9 protein-coding genes are annotated in these 13,364 nt (G+C 67.3%); 6 read left to right on the top strand and 3 right to left on the bottom strand.

What is annotated here, in order from left to right:
• Positions 1 to 49 precede the first annotated feature (49 nt).
• Together VF168_07310 and prmC are read left to right on the top strand one after the other, a co-directional pair.
• Positions 50 to 559, top strand: coding sequence for a hypothetical protein (locus VF168_07310; protein ID HEX7003978.1), 510 nt, complete (start codon positions 50 to 52; stop codon positions 557 to 559).
• Positions 560 to 664: 105 nt separating this feature from the next.
• On the top strand, positions 665 to 1,513 hold the full coding sequence (prmC, locus tag VF168_07315; protein HEX7003979.1) for a peptide chain release factor N(5)-glutamine methyltransferase: 849 nt from the start codon (positions 665 to 667) through the stop codon (positions 1,511 to 1,513).
• 65 nt (positions 1,514 to 1,578) lie between these two features.
• Here prmC and lspA read toward each other — a convergent pair whose 3' ends face one another.
• Complete coding sequence (lspA, locus tag VF168_07320; GenBank protein ID HEX7003980.1) at positions 1,579 to 2,127, bottom strand: signal peptidase II; 549 nt, start codon at positions 2,125 to 2,127, stop codon at positions 1,579 to 1,581.
• 213 nt (positions 2,128 to 2,340) lie between these two features.
• Here lspA and VF168_07325 point away from each other — a divergent pair, with 213 nt between their 5' ends.
• Positions 2,341 to 7,137 carry an NAD-glutamate dehydrogenase gene (locus tag VF168_07325; GenBank protein HEX7003981.1) on the top strand — a complete coding sequence of 1,599 codons (4,797 nt, stop codon included), beginning with the start codon at positions 2,341 to 2,343 and terminating at the stop codon, positions 7,135 to 7,137.
• A 29-nt stretch (positions 7,138 to 7,166) separates the two neighbouring features.
• Here VF168_07325 and hemW read toward each other — a convergent pair whose 3' ends face one another.
• On the bottom strand, positions 7,167 to 8,294 hold the full coding sequence (gene hemW / locus VF168_07330; protein ID HEX7003982.1) for a radical SAM family heme chaperone HemW: 1,128 nt from the start codon (positions 8,292 to 8,294) through the stop codon (positions 7,167 to 7,169).
• 257 nt (positions 8,295 to 8,551) lie between these two features.
• Between hemW and VF168_07335 the strand changes: the two genes are divergently transcribed.
• The 3 genes from VF168_07335 to VF168_07345 all read left to right on the top strand — a co-directional run bounded on the left by VF168_07335 (position 8,552) and on the right by VF168_07345 (position 11,639).
• The gene (locus VF168_07335; GenBank protein ID HEX7003983.1) at positions 8,552 to 9,520 is read left to right on the top strand and encodes a methyltransferase domain-containing protein; all 969 of its coding nucleotides are present in this window, start codon (positions 8,552 to 8,554) and stop codon (positions 9,518 to 9,520) included.
• Between the two features lie 117 nt (positions 9,521 to 9,637).
• The gene (locus VF168_07340; GenBank protein ID HEX7003984.1) at positions 9,638 to 10,372 is read left to right on the top strand and encodes a M23 family metallopeptidase; all 735 of its coding nucleotides are present in this window, start codon (positions 9,638 to 9,640) and stop codon (positions 10,370 to 10,372) included.
• A 10-nt stretch (positions 10,373 to 10,382) separates the two neighbouring features.
• On the top strand, positions 10,383 to 11,639 hold the full coding sequence (locus tag VF168_07345; GenBank protein ID HEX7003985.1) for an AI-2E family transporter: 1,257 nt from the start codon (positions 10,383 to 10,385) through the stop codon (positions 11,637 to 11,639).
• 43 nt (positions 11,640 to 11,682) lie between these two features.
• Here the strand turns inward: VF168_07345 and VF168_07350 are convergent, their stop codons facing one another.
• Positions 11,683 to 13,302, bottom strand: a complete 1,620-nt coding sequence (locus VF168_07350) for a diguanylate cyclase (GenBank protein ID HEX7003986.1) — start codon at positions 13,300 to 13,302, stop codon at positions 11,683 to 11,685.
• Positions 13,303 to 13,364: the final 62 nt, after the last annotated feature.

A 13,364-nucleotide genomic window follows, 5' to 3' on the forward strand; every position in this document is an offset into this window, starting at 1 on the left:
CGGTAAGGGGCCGTTCAGGCCGAAGGGTTAGCATTCTCGCGAGGTGAGCATGAGTCGGATCATGATGATGACATCGACCACGGCTGCGCTGCTGGTCTCGGCCTGCGCCCTGGCGTGGGGCTGGCAGGCAGGTACCCGGCTCACCCTCGTGACGAGTGACGGGGCGAGGATCATAGGGGTGGGGGGCGTGCACGAGGGTGAGGTCGAGATCACCATCGAGCGTAACTTCAAGGGTTACGCCGTGCTGATGATCGAGAGCCCGGATGGCGCGCTGGAAACATTCGACGTGGTAGTGGAGCCCGACGGGAACATCGTCGTAGGGGCAGGCGGGAACTACTCGAACCTGAGCGACTCCACCGAACGGGCCGGGCTGGGTTATCGACTCAGTCTCGACGACGGGGCCCAGGCGCAGTCGCCTGCCTCCTCGGTCGAGCCGAGCTCCCTGATCGCCAGCCAGAGCGCACTGGACGCGCTCGGCCTGAAGTACGAAGAGCCGCCCGGACTCGAAGTCGCGGAAAGGGCGCGTTCGCTCGGCAAGGGGGGAGCCGACGAGCAGTAGGCAGTAGATGGGCCGGGAGTCGCGGCGCAAGCAGCGACCAGCGGGCAGCGGGGTGCGGAGAGCGAGCGGAGGACGAAGGTCCTCCGCCCTGCTACTTTGGTGCGCATGCCCCAACCGCATTCGGTCCACGAGGCCTACACCGAGGCCGTCCGACGGCTGTCGCTAGCGGGGGTGGCCAGCCCGGAAGCGGAAGCGTGGCAACTGGTCGAGGCGGCAACCGGCCTCGAGCGGAGCCGGCTCATCACCGACAGCGGAGCGTTGGGACGCGACGAGCAGCGCCGCCTGGGAGAGTGGTTGGCCAGGCGTGAATTGCGCGAACCGCTCCAACTGATCCTCGGCAGGGCCCCCTTCTACGGCCTCGAGATCCCGATCGCGCCCGGAGTGCTCGTGCCTAGGCCCGAAACGGAGCGACTCGTAGAGATGACCCTGGAGCGGGTGCGCGGCTTCGCCGCACCCCGCATCCTGGACGTGGGCACCGGATCCGGTGCGGTGGCTCTGGCCATCAAGAGCGAGCGTCCCGACGCCATCGTGGAGGCGAGCGAGATCGACGAGTCGGTACTCCGCCGCGCCCGTGAGAATGCGGCGGCATTGGACCTGGAGGTCGTTTTCCGCCGGAGCGACCTTCTCGACTCGGCCGCGGTCAGGAGTTTCGCCGCCTCCTCTCACGTTGTCGTCTCCAACCCGCCCTATCTGCCTGCAGGCGACCGGGAGATGGCTTCGCCCGAGGTTCGCTGGGACCCGCCGGAGGCGCTCTACGCGGGGGAGGACGGCCTGGTGGTCTTCCGACGATTGATGGCACAGGCACACGAACTGATGAGCAGCGGCAGCCTGCTCATAGTCGAGCTCGACCCGCGCAACGTCGAACTGGCGAAGGAAGAGGCTTCCGCCTGGGCCGCTGCCGATATCCACGCCGACCTGGCGGGAAGGGCCAGATTCCTGGAGCTAAGGCGCTGACTCGCCGGCCCGGGTCGAGCCGGAGCCACCTGCCACCCTGAGGACGGCGGGACCGCGGGCGGCCATCAGGAGCGGTCGCGACCGTCCAGTCCGCGGAAGAACTCCGGTTCCGCAAGCGCACGGCGCTCCTCGGCTTCACGCCTGCTCTCGAGGAGGCTGCCCAGGAAGAGCAGGATCCCACCGATCACGACGAACGAATCGGCCAGATTGAAGACGGGGAAGTCGAAACTGCCGCTGCGGAAGTGGATGAAGTCGATCACGAAGCCTAGCAGCAGCCGGTCGATCATGTTCCCCAGCGCGCCGGCGAGGATGAGCGCGAGGGCGACGTGAGGCAACGGGGAGAGCGTCGCGCCGCGGCGCACCAGGTACCAGACGATGACCAGCGAAACGGCTGCCGAGAGCAGTCCCAGCAGAAGAGTCCCGTCCACGTTCACGCCGGCGACCTGCAGGTTGATGTCGCGCAACAGCCCGAACGCTGCACCGGTGTTCCGGATATAGGTGAGTCTGAAACCCCAACCGAGTTCGAGCGCTCCGCCCCCGGCAAAACTGCTGGTCGCCCACCATTTGCTCAGCTGGTCAGCTGCGATCAGCAGCGCCGCGAGAAGCAGATACATCGGGGCAGTATACGTTTCCGTGAGTCTGGAGGCGGTCTCCTGCTCACTTTCTGAGGGCGTCTCTCATCCTGCTGGCGAGAGCGGCGCGAACCTGTCAGGTCATACGGCGACTCTCCGGGGGATTCGTTATAGTGACGCGCATAACGCGAATAACGCGCCACACGGCCAGCTCCCCGGCTTGGCTGTGAATACGACGCGAAAGGCGATGATTGTATGCCTGCCACCCTGAAACAGGTGCGAAGCCGGATCGAGAAGGAAGGCGGCGATCCGCTCGTCGCGGCCTTCGCCGAGGTGCTCTTCGAGAAGTCCGACACTCGCTTCCTGGAGAGCTTCGATCCCGAGAGCCTCAGTGCGATGGCGACGGAGAGTTTCAGGTTCCTCGATGGACTGGGGAACGATGAGCTCCGAGTCGAGGTATTCAACCCGAGCGTCACTGCCGATGGTTGGGAGGCTCCCTTCACCATCCTGCGGCTCTGCCTTCAGGACCGTCCCTTCATCGTCGACTCGGTGAGGGCCGAGCTAAGACGCCGCCAATTCGGGCTCATGCACCTCCTTCACCCGATCTACAGCGTGCGGCGCGACGATTCCGGGTCGATAACGGAGATCGGAGCTCGCCGCGGGGTTGGCCGCCAGGAATCGTTCGAGATCTACTTCCTCGAACTGGAGGCGAGCGAAGAGCGGCGCAGCGAACTCGAAACCGCCGTGCGCGGCGTGCTCGAGGATGTGATCCTAGCCACCAACGACTACCAGTTGATGCGCGACCAGGCGGCCCGAGTTCGCGACTACATCCGCGAACTGCAGGATCATGGCGGTGAGATCGCCCTTTCGGAACGCGACGAGGAGCTCGAGGAGTACGCCCAGTTCATGGACTGGCTCGACGACGACAACTTCATCTTCCTCGGCTACCGGGAGTACGAGATATTCCGTAAGGGGCAGAAGAGCTTCCTGCAGGTCAAGTCAGATTCGGGTCTCGGCATCCTCTCCCGGGCGCAGGAGAGCGCCTACAGCGAGCCGGTGCCGCTCGAGCAGATCCCCGATGGGTTGCGGGAGCGGGTGATCGGCGGCCGGCTGTTCACAGTAACCAAGACGAACGCCGAGGCGACGGTGCACCGGGCAGCCCGGATGGATTACATCGGCGTCAAGAGGCTCGACGAGGAGGGAGCGGTCGAAGGGGAGCAGAGGTTCCTCGGCCTGTTCACGTCCAAGGCGCTCTCGGCTCCGGTCGAAGAGGTACCCATCCTGCGCCGACGACTTCGTCAGGTGCTCGAGCTGGACCACGCCGTACCCGACTCGCACGACTACAAGCAGATCGTCAGCATCTTCAACAATCTGCCGCGGGAGGAGCTGTTCTGGTCCGACGCTCAGCAGCTGCACCGCGACATTCGCACCATCATGGCGCTCGAGCAGGAGCGGGAGATAAGACTCACACTGCGCCCCGACCCTCTGGCTCGCGGTCTCGCGCTGATGGTGATCATGCCCCGCGAACGCTTCAACTCGGAGGTGCGGCGCCGGGTACAGCGCTTCCTGACCAGCGCTCTCGAGGCCACCCACGTCGACTACCAGCTGGCGATGGGCGAGGACGAGGACCAGGTCCGCTTCCACTTCTTCTTCACGACCCGCATGCCCGCCGAGCAGGTCGACGTTCGCGACCTCGAGCACGAGGTCGCCGAACTGGCCCGCACCTGGGGTGACGAACTGCGGGCGCGTCTGGTCGCCCGTCACGGCCAGGTGGAGGGCCGCAGGTTGGCGGAGCGTTACGAGCCGGCGTTCGACGAGCGCTACCGTGCCGACGTGTCACCGAGCGGCGCGCTGCTCGACATCGACAACATCGAGCTGCTGGGCGAGGCACCCTTCCGCGTCGACCTGGTCACCCCGCCCAGCGAGTCCCGACGGGAGCAGGCGAGCCTGCTGAGGATCTACCACCACAAGCGGACGCTGGTGCTCTCGGAGGTGCTGCCGATCCTCGAGAACACCGGCCTGCGGGTGCTGGAGCAGATCTCCTACTGGGCCGGACTCCCCGAAGGCGATCGCGGCATCGACGTGTTCAGGGTCCAGGACCTTTCCGGCCGGCCCCTCGATGTGCGCGCGCTGGGCAAGCGGCTCATCTTCGCCCTCGAGTCGCTGCTGGCCGGGGTCGCCGAGAACGACCGCCTCAACCGGCTGATCCTCGCTGCCGGACTCGACATCGACCAGGTGGCGCTGCTGCGCGCGTACCAGATGTATTACGGGCAGCTCTCGGCGGTGACTAGCCGGAGGTCGCTCTACGACACCCTGCTCAGCTACCCGGAGGCGGCATCGGCGCTCTTCGACTTCTTCCGCGCCCGTTTCGATCCGGGCATCGACTCCCAACGCCAGGAGAGGGTGGCGGCCGCCCGAGCGCGTTTCGAAGCGGCCCTCGAGGAGGTCTCATCGCTTCCCGAGGATCAGGCGCTGCGCGGTCTCTTCAACCTGATGGAGGCGACCGTGAGGAGCAACTTCTTCCTCGGCCGCGAGTACATCTCCTTCAAGATCGCTTCCCGCAGCGTCACGGTGATGCCCGAGCCGCGCCCGCTCTACGAGATCGCGGTCTCCTCGCCTCACGTGGAGGGGGTGCATCTGCGCGGAGGCAAGGTGGCCAGAGGCGGCATCCGCTGGTCCGACCGGCGGGACGACTTCCGCACGGAGGTACTGGGCCTGATGAAGACCCAGATGACGAAGAACGCGGTGATCGTGCCGGTGGGCTCCAAGGGGGGGTTCGTGCTGGTCGACCCGCCCGGCGACCGGGAGGCGCTGGGCAAGCACGTGCGCGAGCAGTACCAGACGTTCATGCGAGGCCTGCTCGACCTGACCGACAACATCGTGGATGGTGAGGTGGTGAGGCCCCAGGGCCTGGTCATCTACGACGACGACGACCCCTACCTCGTCGTGGCAGCCGACAAGGGCACCGCCACCTTCTCGGATCTGGCCAACGCTACCGCCGCCGAGTACGACTTCTGGCTGGGGGACGCCTTCGCCTCGGGCGGATCGCACGGTTACGACCACAAGGAGATCGGGATAACAGCCCGGGGGGCCTGGGAGACGGTCGCGCGCCACTTCCGCGAGATGGGCGTGAACATCCACCAGGACGAGTTCACGGCCGTCGGCATCGGCGACATGTCGGGTGACGTGTTCGGCAACGGGATGCTCTACACCGACAAGATCAAGCTCGTGGCCGCGTTCAACCACCTCCACATCTTCCTCGACCCCGACCCCGACCCGGCCAGGAGCTACCGGGAGCGCAAGCGACTCTTCGAGATGCCCCGCTCCAGCTGGCGCGACTACGACACGTCGAAGATCTCCAAGGGGGGCGGCGTGTTCGACCGCTCCGCCAAGTCGATCCGCCTGTCGCCCGAGATCCGCGAACTCCTGGACGTCGAGGAGGAGGTGCTGAGCGGTCAGGCGCTGGTGAGGGCCATCCTCCGCTGCGACGTGGACCTGCTCTGGAACGGCGGCATAGGCACCTACGTGAAGAGTTCGGCCGAGAGCGATCATGACGTTGGCGACGCGGCCAACGATCAGGTGCGGGTCGATGCCGCCGAGTTGCGCTGCAAGGTAGTGGGCGAAGGCGGGAACCTGGGCCTCACCCAACGTGCCCGCATCGAGTACGCACTGGCGGGCGGCCGGGTGAACACCGACGCCATCGACAACTCGGCCGGCGTGGACCTCTCGGACCACGAGGTCAACATCAAGGTGCTGCTGCGGCCGGCGCTCGCCTCCGGAGAGCTCACGATGGTGCAGCGGAACCGGCTGCTCGAGGAGATGACCGAAGAGGTGAGCGCTCTCGTGCTCGCCGACAACTACCGGCAGTCGCTGGCCCTCTCCCTGGCCGAGGGGCGTAGCCGCGAGGACCCGCTCCTGTTCGAATCGCTGCAGCTCTACCTGGCGGAACGCGGTGGGCTCGACGCCAAGGTCGAGGCGATGCCCACCGCCCGTCAGCTGACCGAGCGGCAGCGCGCCTCCGCCGGCTACACCCGGCCCGAACTGGCGGTGCTGCTCGCCTATACGAAGATGGGCCTCTACCGCCGTATCCTCGAAACCGACTTCCCCGAGGAGAAGCACTTCCGGCACTACCTCCACGACTACTTCCCTCAGGTGCTTCAGGAGCGGTTCGCCGACGAGGTCGAGAACCACGCCCTGCGCCGCGAGATAATCGCTACCCAGTTCACCAACACCGTCGTCGACATCCTTGGCATCACCTTCGTCCATCGCACCATCCGGGACACCGGCGCGACCCCGGTCGAGGTGATCCGCGCGGCCCTCGTCGCCCTCGAGATCCTCGACGTCCAGCACTACCTGAAGCAGGTCTTCGCGCTCGACAACCTGGTTCCGGCGGCCGCTCAGTACGCCGCCATCTCGGAGATGGTCGAGGCGGTGGAGGGGATCGTCAACTGGATCCTACTCGCCGACCTCACCCGCACCCCCATCTCCAGCTTCGTCGCCACCTACCGGGCGCCGCTCGCCGAACTACGCCGGCGGCTCAACGACTTCCTGCCACCCGCCGAGAAGCGCCTCTACGCCCGCCAGCAGAAGAGGATCGCCCAGGAGGGGTTCGACGAGGAGCTCGTCGCCGAGATAGCGGCGTTCGACTACCTGCCCACGAGTGTTGGCATCGTCGAAGTAGCCGAGCGGACCGGGGTGCCGCTCGACGAGGCGGCCATCCGCTTCTACGCTCTGGGGGAGAGGCTCTCGCTGGGTTGGTTGCGGGATGGGCTGAGCCGGCTCCAATCCTCCAGCAAGTGGGAGAAGATCGCCGTCGGCGGCCTCATCATGGAGTTGAGGCGGCTGCAGCGTGACCTGACCGAGGCCTACGTGAGGGCGCGGTTCGAGGAGCCCGAGCTCAAGGTCGATGCCTTCCTCGCCCGCTACCCCAACCTGCTTCGTCGTTACGACCAGGCCCTCGAGGAGATGAAGAAGGAGGAGGCACTGGGCTTAGCGAGCGGGGGCGTTCTCGGCAGATTGCTGTCGCAGGCCGAGCTTCCGACGCACGACTAGTCACGGCTGGCAGGGTGGCCGACCCGGTGTCACGCCGGGTCGGCCGTCCCCCGGGCGAAGAATTCGCGGAGGAGAGCGTCGAGCCTGATCAGCCCCGCGTCGGTCGCCTTCAGGCGATCGTCGGTCGTCTCCAGCAGTCCGAGCCGTATGAAGCGATCGAGCAGGCCGGCGAACCTCTGCCGCACATCGATCCCGCTTCGCTCGCGAACGTCGTTGATGTCCACGCCACGGAGGGTGCGCAGCCCTGTCATCAGCCTCTCGAGTACGTACTCCTCGGCCGAGAGCCGCTCGGTCACGGCCGTCTCTCCCGCCAGCCACCCCTTCATCGGTGGGTTGCTGACCCGAACGCCGGGGGAACCGGGGCAGGGCAGGAATCCGGCCGCAGCCGGGCCCAACCCCATGAAGTAGCGGCCGTGCCAGTAGACCTGGTTGTGTCGTGACTCGTGGCCGGGCCTCGCGTGAGAGGAAACCTCGTAGCGCTCCAGGCCGTACCGGGACAGCACCTGGGCGGCCCGCTCGTAATCGTCCGCCGCCCGCTCCTCGTCGACGCGGACGCCGCGAACGGCGAACGGGGTGAACGGCTCGATGGTGAGGGTGTAGACGCTCACGTGGGGCACGCCTGTGGCGGCGAGAGTGCGCAGGTCGCGCTCGGCGTCCTGCCCTTCGACGGCGGTGATGAGGTCGGCCGACACCTCGAAACCCGCCTCCAGCGCCCAGGTCACGGCCTCCAGGCCCTCGGCGCCGCCGTGACGCCTGCCCAGGCGCCGCAGGACCTGATCCTGGGTCGACTGAAGCCCGATCGAGAGGCGCGAGAAGCCGAGGTCGCGGAAGAAGCTCAGCCGCTCCGGATCGAACGTCAGCGGGTCGGCCTCGATCGTCGTCTCGAGCCGCGCGGGGAAGCCGAAGCTGTCGGCCAGCGCCCGGACCACCCGCTCGAGCTCGTCGTCCTCGAGGGCCGAGGGCGTACCTCCGCCCAGGTAGATCGTCTCCAGCGGGCCCGGGAAGCGTTCGCCGGCCTCGCGGACCTCCGCCTCCAGTCGGTCCAGGTAGCGAGCGACCAGTCCCTCGTGCCGCAGCATCTTGTGGAAGTCGCAGTAGGGGCATACCTGTGGGCAGAAGGGGACGTGGAGGTAGAGGGAGACGGGCCTGTCGTGCACGAGTTCAGCTTAACGGCGGCGCCGTTTCCCGGCGGACAGGCTGCCGACAGGCCTCGGCGTGAAGCTCCTGCGGTGGGGTAGCTTGAGCCATGGCAGGCGGTAGCAGAACACGGAAGGTCGGGAAGCGACCGCCTGGGCGGGCGAGTTCCTCTCGGGGCGGGACGGATCCGCCGGGGGCTGCGCGGCGAGGCGGCGCCGGAGGCGCTCCGCGATCGGGCGAGCGTTTCGAAGCCGAGGTCCTGCCCGGACTGGCCCCGTTGGCGGCGCAGGAGCTCAAGAGTTGCGCGGCGCGGGTCCTCGCTGCCGGCGACGACTCGGTCGTCTTCTCCTACGGAGGCGCCCCGGAGGACCTCCTCGAGCTGCGGATCGCCGTCGCCGTCTACCGGGTGATCCGCTTCGAGGTCCCCCGTCCCAAGGCGCTCCTCGGTCACGAGCACTTCGGGAGGCTGGTCGCCGCGGTGAAGGAGGCCGTCGGGGAGCGCGCTTTCGAGGGGTTCCGCTTCGGTGCGGCCGGCAGCGATTCGCCGGTTTTCGCCCGCCTCGCCGCGGCTCTCGAGGAGGCGACCGGTCTGGAGCGGAGCGAGGAGGGGGAACTGCTGCTCCGCTTCCGGCCCACGGGCGGGGGCTGGGAGGTCCTCGTGCGCCTCACTCCACGGCCACTCTCGGCGCGCTCGTGGCGGCGGTGCAACCTGCCCGGCGGACTGAACGCCACCGTCGCCGCCGCCGGCCTCCAACTGCTCGGCGCTTCGGGCGCCGAACGGCACCTCAACCTGATGTGCGGCTCCGGGACGCTGCTGGTGGAGCGAGGGCTAGGCGGCCGCTGGAAGCGGGGGGTGGGGCTGGACGTGGCTCCGGCTGCCCTCGAGTGCGCCCGGCGGAACCTGGAGGCGGCCGGCCTGGGCGAGCGGGCCGAGCTCATCGTCGGCGACGCCGCCACGCTCCCGTTCGCCGACGGCTCCTTCGACCGGCTGAGCGCGGATCTGCCGTGGGGCGACGCTATCGGCGGCCACGAGGAGAACTCTCGCCTCTACCCGGCGTTCCTCGCCGAGAGCGCCCGGGTAGCAGCGCGCCACGCCCGGATGCTGGCGATCACCCATGAACTCCGCCTCTTCGAGCGGGCCCTCTCGCAGCAGTCGGAGTGGCGCCTCGCCGGTGAACCTCTGCGCGTCTTCCACGGTGGGCACAGGCCCGGCCTCTACCTGCTCGAGCGCCTGCCGGCCCGGTAACAACTCCGCCGCTCTGGCGCCACGGTCCCGGTAACGTTTCGTTCGGCCGTTCTGGTCGCCGATGGTAGACTTCGAGCGAATGTCCCTGTTCGTCCCCGTCCTCCAGGAGAGCCTCTGATGCGGCGCTGGAACGGCCTCAAGCCGGGGTGGTACCTGCTCGCTGCAGTTGCCGTCTACGCCGCCGGGGTGACGGTGCTCTTCGTGGGCAGAGGTGAGCAGATCCGCGACATGCGGGCCCAGATCGCCGCTCCACGAACTCCCAACCAGGAACGGACCGAGCAGGAAGCGGTTGCTCAGGTGGGCCTCTGGTTCCCGATCCCCGGCGCGCGCCTCCCCCAGAACCCGGCGCATCTGCCGGGGTCCATCCGGGCGTATCGGCAGGGCGTCAACGAAGGGTTCGACTTCTACGACGGCGATTCGGGAGTACCGGTTCCGTACGGGGCGGCGGTCATCGCTTCGGCCTCCGGCGAGTTGGTGCGAGTCGACAACGTCTACCAGGAGCCGAGCGCCCAGGAGTGGCAGGCGCTCATGCAGTCGGTGGCCGACGGCGCCAGCGAGGACGAACTGGACAGGTTGCGCGGCCGTCAGGTGTGGCTCGAAACCGACGCCGGGCTGCTCCTGCGTTACGGCCACCTCTCCGGCATCGCCCCCGGCCTGATGGAAGGCCAGCGGGTCGAGCGCGGCGAGGTGCTGGGCTACGTCGGCAACTCCGGGACCGACGAGGGGGTCGCGGGTACCGAGTTGGGCGCGCGGCTACACTTCGAGGTGTGGGAGGGGGACACCTTCTTCGGGGAGAACCTGAACACCGAGGAGCTTCGCATCGCCGCCGTCTCGCTATTCACGGGACCGTGAGAGGAACAGCGTGAGTCTCGAACCCGCCCCACCCCGTCACGACGTAACCGCGATCGAGATCGTCTGGCGCAGCCCCTGGGTCAGAGCCCTCACCTACGTGGCCCTTACCGTCTTCGTTGTCTGGCTGCTCATCGTCCTGCGGCAAGGCTACGCCTTCGCGCTGCAGGTCGCGATCATCGGCTTCATCATCGCCTACATACTCAACCCGATCGTCAACGCCCTCAGCCGCGTTCGCATCGGGCGCGTCCGGGTAGCGCGCGGCCTCGCAGTCGTGCTTGTCTACCTCGTCCTCCTCCAGCTGTTCGTGCTCGGCTCGATTCTCGTGGGTCAGGTCGTCGCTCAGCTCGGCGAGTTCGTGCGGCGCATCCCGGTAGCGCTCGAGAACGTTGGTGACGCGCTAATCGGGTTCCAGCAGTGGCTCGCCAACCTCATCGCCAATCTCCCCGGGTTCCTCTCCGAACGGTTCGGTGTCCAGCCGAACGACGAGCTGGCCGTGCAGGTGGAGGAGCAGTTGGCAGGCGTACTCTCCAGCGCCGTCGAAGCCCTCACCAACCTGATGGAGACGATAGTCACCGGGGGTCCCTCGGTGCTGCTCACCGGCGCGACCAACATCATCTCCACTACGCTGCAGGTGTTCCTCATCCTGCTCGCCTCGGCCTACTTCCTCTACGACTTCCCGCGCTTCACCAACAACGTCTACCGGCTGGTGCCGCTGCGTTGGCGCCCCCTATACAGCGACCTCGTCGCCAAGGCCGACGGAGCCGTAGGGGGTTACATGCGCGGGCAGCTGACCATAACCATCGTGCTCGGCGTCCTCATCTGGGTGGGGTTGAGCCTGGTCGGAGTCCCGCTTGCCCTCGCGATAAGCTTCCTGGCGGCCATCTTCAACCTGGTCCCCTATCTGGGTCCGATAATCGGGGTGGTACCCGCGGTGCTGCTCGGCTTCACCGTCAGCCCGCTCACCGCGGCCCTGGCCGTGGTGGTATTCGTGGTGGCCAATCAGCTGGAGGGGAACGTCCTCTCCCCGCTGATCCTCTCACGGAGCACGAACTTGCACCCGCTCACGGTCCTGCTCGCGATCATCGCCGGCTTGGGCCTGCTTGGGCTGGTGGGAGCGCTGCTGGCGGTCCCGTTCGTCGCCCTACTGAAGATAGTCATCGAGGATTACCTGCTCACCAGACCCGCCTACCGCGAAGCGGCCCCCATCGAACTGAGCAGCATCGACGAGAGCGACGACCCGCACGCGCGGGCGGTCGAGAGCCGGTAAGGCAGGCGGGGCGGGCGCTCGTGCCATTGCGTTGCCCCTCGGGCTAGATCGCCTTGTGCTCGTACATCAGGTCGTCGGCCTTGCGCAACAGGGTCTCGGCGTCGGTGCCGTCTTCGGGGTAGGAGGCGATCCCGAACGACGCCGAGAGGCCGTAGTCGCCCATACGCACCCGCGAGATCGCGGCCACGTAGCGCTCGGCGACCATCCAGGCGTCTTCGCGGCTGATCTGCGGGAGGATCAGCGCGAACTCGTCGCCTCCCCAGCGGAACACGCTGTCCCCCTCGCGACGCTCCCGCTCTATCGCCTCGCCCACCTGAACCAGCACCCGGTCGCCCGCCTGATGCCCGACCTTGTCGTTGATCCGCTTGAAGCCGTCGAGGTCGATCATGACCAGGTTGAAGTTCTGCCCGTAGCGGCGCGCCCGGGCGAGCTCGACGTTCAGCTGACGGTTGAAGCCTTCCCGGTTCCCGAGTCCGGTGAGGGCGTCCGTCACCACCGCCTGCTCGAGCGCGTCCCGGTAGAGGGTCTGGCGGATGATCACGGCGATCTGCTGGGCGAACGACTCGGCCAGCAGCAGGGCGTGAGGCCCGAAAGGGTTGACCGGCGCGAAGCTGTCGATGTTGAGCATCGCCATCACCTTGCCGCCGTAACTTATCGGCACGGCGATGTTGGCCGTGAGTTCGGCCAGGCGGCCGGACTCGATGAGAGTCCGGCGCTGCTCCTCGGTATCGAGGCCAGCGAGACTCGCCCGCATCACCTCCTCGCCGGTGAGGAGGCGCGGCACCCCCTTCAGGAAGTCTTCGCGAGGGCCGGCGTACCAGCTGAGCTGGGTATCCTCGTCCACTCCGGTGATCTTCTTGAGCGCGTACGGGTCGTAGCCCACCGCGGCAGCGAACTTGAAGCCGTCGTTCTCGTAGAGCCCCAGGGTTCCCGCCTCGGCGCCCGGGATCAGATCGATCGCTGCTTTCACGGTGTCCTCGAAGAGCCGGGCCGGATCCTCCGACTGGGCGAGCTTGCGGATGATCTCGAGCATCTTCACGAGTTGCGAGTGGAGGCTCACCCGTTCGAGCGCCTCCTCGATCATGTTGCCGAAGGCGAGAAGGGTGCTGCGGAGTTCGGGACTGAAGGCGTCGAGCGAGGTGTGCTCGATGTTGAGGACGGCAGCCACCCGCTCCTCCATCAGCAGCGGGATCGCCAGTTCGGAGAGGGTGTTGGGAGTGTTTGGACCCTTGAAGTAGGACGCATGCCGGCGCACGTCGGGCGCGTAGACCACCTCGCGACTTCCCAGCGCTTCGCCGACGATGGAGCGGTGCGGAAGGGTGAACCCGGCCGGGACCTCGAGGCGATGGCTGGCCAGCATCACGATAGTGTCGTCGCGTGGAGCGAACACGTTGGCGTGACTGTAGTCGAGGACGTCGGCGAGCATCCGCAGGGCGGTGCGGAAGAGCGCCTCGCCGGTATCGACCTTCTGAAGCGCGGCAGCCGCCTCGGTGAGGAGGGCGGTGCGGCGGTTGCTCTCCCGAGCCCGCCTCTCCGCTGTCTTCGCTCGATCGTAGAGCAGCGTGCCGGCTATCAGCACGGCCGCCAGCCAGAGAAGCGGTATCTCGAGGAAGAGCGCCGCCAGCAACAGCACTAACCCGATTGCCGCCGTCGCCAGACTCAACCCCGGCACCGGGGGTTTTCGATCTCGATTCGAGGGCGCCACTTGCCGCCTTTCGTCCTCAA

The sequence above is a fragment of the Trueperaceae bacterium genome, assembly GCA_036381595.1.
In the GTDB taxonomy this organism is placed as follows: Bacteria; Deinococcota; Deinococci; order Deinococcales; family Trueperaceae; genus DASVCN01.